We start from the raw sequence: 4,135 nt of genomic DNA, 5'->3' as shown, positions 1-4,135 counted from the left end.
CAACAACCACTGGCACATCCGCAGACGAGGCACCAACTACGAACTCATACCCCCGACCGGCACCGGGCTGGCACCGATACCCCTCCACCCCAAAAGCACCACCTGGGAACACGTACGACAATGCACCGGATGAGCACGCCCCGGTGGGGACTGTCTTGGGGAGCGCCGTGTCGCGCTCGGCCTGAGCCGAGCGCGACAGATGCCCGCGGCGGACCCGACCGCGGCAAGGCGGGTGGGTTCTAGCCGGGGCGGAAACGCGAGCGACGCGGAGAGACAGGGCTCAGCGCGCCGTCTTGCGCGACGAAATCACCCCGGTGTCGAAACCGAAGAGATAAAGGTTCCCGTTGAAGCGTGCGTGCTCGATCTTGATGCACCGGTCCATCACGACGGTGAGGCCCTTCTCCTCGCCGTAGCGAGCGGCATCCTCATTCCAGATGCCCAGCTGCACCCACACGGTGGGGGAGCCGATCGCGACGACCTCGTCGATCACCGAGGGGATGTCGGAGGGCTTGCGGAAGACATCCACGATGTCGGGCACCTCGGGCAGGTCGGCGAGCGACTTGTACACCGGCTGGCCGAGGATGGTGTCCGCGTTGGGGTTCACGAAGTACACCCGGTAATCGCTGGACTGCAGCAGGTAGGTGCCGACGAAGTAGCTGGCACGCGACGGGTTCGACGATGCTCCGACGATCGCCACAGACTTCGCCCGCTGGAGGATGCCCAACCGCTGTTTCGCGTCCGGACCCACCCACGTGCGCTGCGATCGCAGCAACCGCGCGAGCGGCGAATCGGCCGGCAGCTCGCAGCTCAGGCCGTTCGGAAGCTGCGTGACCGTGGTGCTCTCGTCCGTCGCTGTGCTCATCACTTGCCCTCCAGCGCTCTGGTGAGCGCCTGGTCCAGATCGTAGATGATGTCGTCCGGGTCTTCGATGCCGACGCTGATGCGCACGAGCCCCGGCAGCACGCCCGCGTCGTGCAGCTGCTGCTCGGTCAGCTGTGCGTGCGTCGTGGACGCGGGATGGATGACCAGCGTCTTCGCGTCACCGATGTTCGCCAGGTGGCTGGCCAGGTCCACGGACTCGATGAAGCCCTGCCCCACCTCGCGGCCACCCTTCACGACGAAGCTGAACACGCTGCCCGGGCCCTCCGGCAGATACTTCTTCGCCCGTTCGTGGTGCGGGTGCGACTCCAGGCCCGCCCAGTACACGTGCTCGATGCGCGGATCGGCCTCGAGCCACTCCGCGACGGCGCGCGCACCGGCGATGTGCGCACGCATGCGTAACGGGAGCGTCTCGACGCCCTGCGCGAGTAGGAACGCGGCGAACGGGTCCAGTGCCGGACCGATGTCGCGCAGCTGCTCGGCGCGCAGCCTGGTGAGGAACGCGTACTCGCCGAAGTTGCCGTTCCACTGCAGATTGCCGTACGTGTGCACGGGCTCGCTGAACAGCGGGAAGCGCGGGTTGTGCCAGTCGAACCGGCCGGACTCGATCACGACGCCGCCGAGCGTCGTGCCGTGGCCGCCGAGGAATTTGGTGGCCGAGTGGACGACGATGTCGGCGATCTCGCCGGAGGGGTGCGCGACCGTCTCGGCGAAGACGAGCTTCGTGTTCTCGCGGATCGCGGCGGCGTAGTCGGCCGGGTCGGTTCCCGCCACGAACGTGGTGTCGACGCCGAAGCGGCGGAGCGTCACGTCGAGCTGCGTCACCGTGCCGCCGTAGAGCTGGGATGCCGCGACGATGTGGTCACCGGCCCCGGCGAGCGCGGCGAAGGTGATGAACTCCGCCCCGAGACCGGAGGCGGTGGCGACGGCGCCGAGCCCGCCCTCGAGCGACGCGACGCGCTCCTCGAAGCTCGCCACGGTCGGGTTCGCGAGGCGGGAGTAGATGTTGCCGTACTTCTGCAGCGCGAAGCGGGCGGCGGCATCCGCGGTGTCGTCGAAGACGAACGCGCTCGACTGGTAGATCGGCAGCGCGCGCGCGCCGGAGACGGCATCCGGGATGTTGCCGGCGTGGATCGCGCGGGTGCGGAAGCCGTACCGCCGATCGGACTGCGGACGGTCGGAGCGGGCGGAATCGGCCATCCCTCGAGGCTATCCGCGCCCGCCCCCGCGGATGGAGCCCGTCGAAATCGGCGGTAACACGCCTTCACCCGTCCCGGATCCGTCGGGGCGGCTGTGACAAATGACGGAGATCACCGCGTGCGGTCATGGGCGAAGACCGGATCCACGCGAATTCGGTCCGCCCGAGTCCTTCGGCTCCGTCATTCGTCACAGGCGGGAGGGGGAGCGAGCGGGGACGGGGTCGGGCGGAGGGGTGCCTAGATCCAGCTCGGGAACCAGAAGTGCAGCTGCAGATACCAGCGGGGGATCGTCATCCCCGTCCACATCGGGAAGAAGAAGATGCTGAGCAGCACGCACAGCCCGAGGAAGACGCCGACCAGCCGCAGACCCTGCACCCGCCGCCACTCGGGCGAGCCGCGCGTGCCGATCAGCAGCCGGATCACCGCGACGAGGCAGAGCAGCAGGTAGGGCTCGAAGGCGATCGAGTAGAACTGGAACACCGTCCGCTGCAGGTACAGCATCCACGGCAGGTAGCCCGCGGCGAGGCCGGTCAGCACCAGCACCTCGCGCCAGACGCTCCGTCGGCGCACGAGCCGTACGATCACGATGACCAGCAGGGCGATGGCGGCGGCGGTCGCGGCCCACCAGATGAGCGGGTTCGCCAGCTCGAGGATCTCGCCGGCGGTGCCGTCCCCGTAGTCCTTGAACCACATCGAGGTCGGCCGCACGAGGAAGAGCCAGGTGAGCGGGTTCGCCTGGTACGCGTGCGGCGTGCGCTCGTTGATGTCGTAGTCCCAGATCTCCGTCTGGTAGTGCCACCAGTTCTGGAGCGTGACGGGCACGCCGGCGAGAAGACCGGTCCAGCGCTGGCCGCCGGCCTGGATCCACTGCCGGTCGTAGCCGCCGGAGGTCGCGAACCATCCCGTCCAGGTCGCGAGGTAGGTCGCCGCGCCGAGCGGCACCATGAGCAGGAACGTCGCCCACGACTGCTGCAGGAACGCGCTGCTGCCCCAGAAGCCGATGCCGGCGCGCCGACGCAGCGTCAGCTCCGAGACGACGACGTAGACCCCGAAGACGGCGAGGAAGTACGCCCCGCTCCACTTGGTGCCCGACATGAGACCGAAGGAGACCGCGGCGAGCAGCAGGAACGGCCGCCACCAGAGGATCGGGCCCCAGTCGGTCGTGCGCCCCGCGCGTTCGCGGCGGGCGACCCACGCGTCGAGCCGCGGCAGGGTCCAGCGCCGGTCGAGGAGCACGAGGATCACTCCGGCGAGCCCCCAGAACGCGACGATCCCGTCGAGGAGCGCGACGCGGCTCATGACGATCGCGTTGCCGTCGATCGCCATCAGGCCGCCCGCGATGACGGTGAGCAGCGTCGAGCGGAAGAGCAGGTGCGCGAGGACCATGACGAGCGCGACGAGCGCGATCCCGACGAGAGCGACCGTGATCCGCCAGCCCCAGCTGCTCGCGCCGCCGAACAGCATCATCCCGGCGCCGATCATCCACTTGCCGAGCGGCGGGTGCGCGACGAACTCCGGGCTCGAGGTGAAGCCGCTCAGGTCGCCGTTCTGGAACGCGGGGTTCGGGTCGGCGCCCCACGTGCCCTCGTAGCCGAGGTGCCAGATCGTCCACGCGTCCTTGACGTAGTAGGTCTCGTCGAAGACGAGTTCGTGCGGGTGGCTCAGCCCCCAGAGGCGGGCGACCGCGGCGACGATCAGCACGACGAGCGGTCCGCCCCACACCCAGAGCCGCCGGACGGCGGGGCGGGCGGACACGTCCTGCCACCAGTCGTCCAGCCGCGACCCGGTCGGCTCGACGAGGACGGTCACGGGCACGACTCTAGAAGAATGAGGATGTGATCATCCTCGGCGCGACGCCCATCGGCAACCTCGGGGACGCCTCCCGCCGGCTCGTCGACGCGCTGTCCGCGGCGACGGTCGTGGCCGCCGAGGACACCCGCACCGCGATCCAGCTCATGCGCGCCCTCGGCGTGGAGAACCGCCCGCGCCTCGTCGCCCTGCACGAGCACAACGAGACGGAGCGCGCAGCGGAGCTCGCGGAGCAGGCGCGCGAGGAG

At 69.4% G+C, this 4,135-nt stretch carries 3 protein-coding genes and 1 pseudogene; 1 reads left to right on the top strand and 3 read right to left on the bottom strand.

What is annotated here, in order from left to right:
* Nucleotides 1-280: 280 nt before the first annotated feature.
* From ACTHMF_RS02635 to ACTHMF_RS02625, 3 genes are all read right to left on the bottom strand, one after another.
* The gene (locus ACTHMF_RS02635; protein WP_440316186.1) at nt 281-862 is read right to left on the bottom strand and encodes a CoA-binding protein; all 582 of its coding nucleotides are present in this window, start codon (nt 860-862) and stop codon (nt 281-283) included.
* Nucleotides 862-2,079 carry an O-acetylhomoserine aminocarboxypropyltransferase/cysteine synthase family protein gene (locus tag ACTHMF_RS02630; protein ID WP_440316185.1) on the bottom strand — a complete coding sequence of 406 codons (1,218 nt, stop codon included), beginning with the start codon at nt 2,077-2,079 and terminating at the stop codon, nt 862-864. The genes ACTHMF_RS02635 and ACTHMF_RS02630 overlap by 1 nt, the downstream gene beginning before the upstream one ends.
* 236 nt (nt 2,080-2,315) lie before the next feature.
* Nucleotides 2,316-3,887, bottom strand: a complete 1,572-nt coding sequence (locus tag ACTHMF_RS02625; RefSeq protein ID WP_440316184.1) for a dolichyl-phosphate-mannose--protein mannosyltransferase — start codon at nt 3,885-3,887, stop codon at nt 2,316-2,318.
* A gap of 26 nt (nt 3,888-3,913) precedes the next feature.
* On the opposite strand from ACTHMF_RS02625, the pseudogene ACTHMF_RS02620 reads away from it, so the two are divergent.
* Nucleotides 3,914-4,135, top strand: a pseudogene (locus tag ACTHMF_RS02620) (16S rRNA (cytidine(1402)-2'-O)-methyltransferase); the annotation flags it as partial.

Source organism: Leifsonia sp. (assembly GCF_051955155.1).
Taxonomy (GTDB): domain Bacteria; phylum Actinomycetota; class Actinomycetes; order Actinomycetales; family Microbacteriaceae; genus Leifsonia.
This window is presented reverse-complemented; position numbering and strand designations above follow the sequence as displayed.